The 2,743-nt window shown below is 34.9% G+C and carries 4 protein-coding genes; 3 read left to right on the top strand and 1 reads right to left on the bottom strand.

Features of this window, described 5'->3' with window-relative positions; translation table 11 throughout:
* The first annotated feature begins 67 nt into the window (after window positions 1-67).
* Both RM573_RS17375 and RM573_RS17370 read left to right on the top strand, forming a co-directional pair.
* Complete coding sequence (locus RM573_RS17375; RefSeq protein WP_311585118.1) at window positions 68-352, top strand: DUF7684 family protein; 285 nt, start codon at window positions 68-70, stop codon at window positions 350-352.
* Between the two features lie 111 nt (window positions 353-463).
* Window positions 464-850 carry a hypothetical protein gene (locus RM573_RS17370; RefSeq protein WP_311585115.1) on the top strand — a complete coding sequence of 129 codons (387 nt, stop codon included), beginning with the start codon at window positions 464-466 and terminating at the stop codon, window positions 848-850.
* 1,069 nt (window positions 851-1,919) lie between these two features.
* Here RM573_RS17370 and RM573_RS17365 read toward each other — a convergent pair.
* On the bottom strand, window positions 1,920-2,141 hold the full coding sequence (locus RM573_RS17365) for a hypothetical protein (RefSeq protein ID WP_311585112.1): 222 nt from the start codon (window positions 2,139-2,141) through the stop codon (window positions 1,920-1,922).
* A 136-nt stretch (window positions 2,142-2,277) separates the two neighbouring features.
* Between RM573_RS17365 and RM573_RS17360 the strand changes: the two genes are divergently transcribed.
* Window positions 2,278-2,736: a hypothetical protein gene (locus RM573_RS17360; protein ID WP_311585109.1), complete on the top strand. Its 459-nt coding sequence runs from the start codon at window positions 2,278-2,280 to the stop codon at window positions 2,734-2,736.
* The last annotated feature ends 7 nt before the right edge of the window (window positions 2,737-2,743 follow it).

The raw sequence follows: 2,743 nt of genomic DNA, 5'->3' as shown, positions 1-2,743 counted from the left end.
TGGCTTTCGTTCGTTCCTCACTATTTTAGCCAACGTTACTTAGCCCATTATTTGGGCGTTATATGCCATGAGAAATTCGAGAGTAGTTTTAGCTTCAGAGCAAAAATATAATTCAGAAAAAGACAAACTAATCTTGTCACTTCTTGAACAAGACTACATTCTCTTTTGTGTCGTAGGCGTTGATTGCGAAAAATGGGAAGATATCATTGATGAGTTAGCTGTTGGTGATGGTTCAAACCCTAAATTTGTGACTACAACTAGTCATCCTGATGAATCTATTGATGAAGTTATTGAGTTTGCTAATATGCTTTCATTAGACACTAAATCAGGTGTCGATGTAATTGGCATATAACAAGCCATTGCAGTGCGGGACTTTTAAAAGTTGGCTTTCCTCACTGCGTTCGTTATTTTAGCCAACTATTAAAAGCCCCTGAATGGGGCGTTAGGTTTTCAGGGAGGATTGGTGAAAAATTTAAATTTAAGTGTTCTATTTCTGCTATTCAGTTCTTTGTTATTAATATCTAATGTGGGTGTATTGTATTTTCTTCCTGATTACATTGTTGAAAATTCAAAGATAGATATTACGCATTCAAATAGCTTAAATTCTATCGATAATTTAATAGCTAAAGCACAAAAAGAAAAGACAACTATTCCAACAGAATTATTTATTGAGTCCTTGGAAGAGTTCAAAGAGTTGGAAACATCGGGTAACGAAATTAGTCACAATATCATCGATACATATTCTCATTTTAATCAAGCCCTTTTTGGTGTTTTACTTATCCATTTTGTGGCAATATTTAATCTAATGAGCAATCGAAAACCTAACAAGAAAATAAAGCGGGACTGCTAATAGTTTGCTCGGTTTCGCTCCGCTTCACATTTTAGCAAACTATTAATCAGCCCCTTATTTGGGCGTTATATACCGCAACTAATTCGATAAATAGTTTCTCAGGTTTTGGTATTTTCAATTGAAGTTTGGTTGTAAATTCTTCGGGTGTATTTTAGGTTTTTACATTGCAGCTTTTCGGCAAATAAAGTCGTAAATTCTGTAATACTCGCATTTAGGTTTACGTTGCGGTGGGTAAAGGCTGGAAAAGTTATGTGAGTTGCTAGCCAATAAAAAGGCTGGTAACGTAATGATGTAGTTAGTATTTATATAACAAGCAAATAAACAGGGACACGTAACAGTTGGCTTTCGTTCGTTCCTCACTATTTTAGCCAACGATACTTAGCCCATTATTTGGGCGTTATATACCGCAACTAATTCGATAAATAGTTTCTCAGGTTTTGGTGTTTTTAATTGAAATTTGGTTGTAAATTCTTCGGGTATATTTTAGGTTTTTACATTGCAGCTTTTCGGCAAATAAAGTCGTAAATTCTGTAATATTCGCATTTAGGTTTACGTTGCGGTGGGTAAAGGCTTATAAAGTTATGTGAGTTGCTAGCCAATAAAAAGGCTGGTAACGTAATGATGTAGTTAGAAATTATATAACAAGCAAATAAACAGGGACACGTAACAGTTGGCTTTCGTTCGTTCCTCACTATTTTAGCCAACGTTACTTAGCCCATTATTTGGGCGTTATATTACCCCACGAATTCATGTTTTTATTGTTTCAAAACCGTGGTGTAACTAAGCTAAATTTTGTGTGTAATTCTTTGGTTTGTTTTCGCCAAAGTAGTTGGGTTAGCACGAATCAACATTTTGTTTGTGGCTCAAAATCGGCATTTGGTTTGTCGTGGGGTAAAGTCGGTTGCAGGTTCGCTTGCGCGAGTTGCTAATTATTATAAAGGCTGTTAGCTTTATGTTTTTGTTAAATAATAATATAACAAGAAAATAAACAGGGACTTAAAAAGCTTGTCTCGTTTTTTGCAAAGAAACGCAAAAACCAATCCAATTTTTTAAGCCCATTATTTGGGCGTTATGTGTCTTTCAGTATTTCTACATGTTCGGCGCAATATAAAGCCAAGTTATTTCCGTCAACCTCAAATTGTGTTTCATCTGAATACTCAACTTTTACAACCTTACCTTTTAGTGATGCGGTCACTTCTCTTTGATCATGAGTTCCATCCCAACAATGAACCAAATCCCCATCGTAAACTTTCTCACCAGTAATGGTTTTCCTACCTGTGAATTCTTTCATATCCCCCTCCAATACGTCACATAACAACGCATTCAAACGGGATAAAAACAGTTTGTTTTGCGTTGCTAAATTTGTGTTAATAATTAATATTCGTGTGTAATTCGTTTTTACCCTTTAATGGAAGGTTAGGTGTCCTATGAAGTTTGTGCTATTTCTTCTTATTATTGGCTCAATTAAACTTGCGAATGCAGGATGGGGTGCTTTCAGAGTAATCACTCCCGAAAATATGAATGAATATGGTATTGAGCTAGTACAACTTTCAAAAAATGATGACTTCATAGAATTTTGTTTAGTTGATCGTTATGTGAGACCTAGTGGTGAAATAATATATAAATCAGCATGGCTTCTAGAAACTAGAGTTTCGTTACCGTCTAAAAACCTAAACTTTGAAAGTCACTTTAATAAGCTAGTAGTTAATGAGAATATCTTATCAACTACGGTTTTAACTTCTTATAATGACGAACCTGATAAGTGTCAAATGCAGTTTAAGGTTAAGCTAGGAAAAATTAATAATTCGTTTGTATTTGTTGGGTACGAAACTCCAGTAAACGACGGTGGTCTACGATATAGTATTCCATTAAGTAGTTTTCAGTAAAGACACC

Origin of the sequence: Thalassotalea castellviae, from assembly GCF_031846185.1 — a bacterium.
In the GTDB taxonomy this organism is placed as follows: domain Bacteria; phylum Pseudomonadota; class Gammaproteobacteria; order Enterobacterales; family Alteromonadaceae; genus Thalassotalea_H; species Thalassotalea_H castellviae.
The sequence above is the reverse complement of the archived record's forward strand: the minus strand, read 5'-3'. Positions and strand labels throughout refer to the sequence as shown.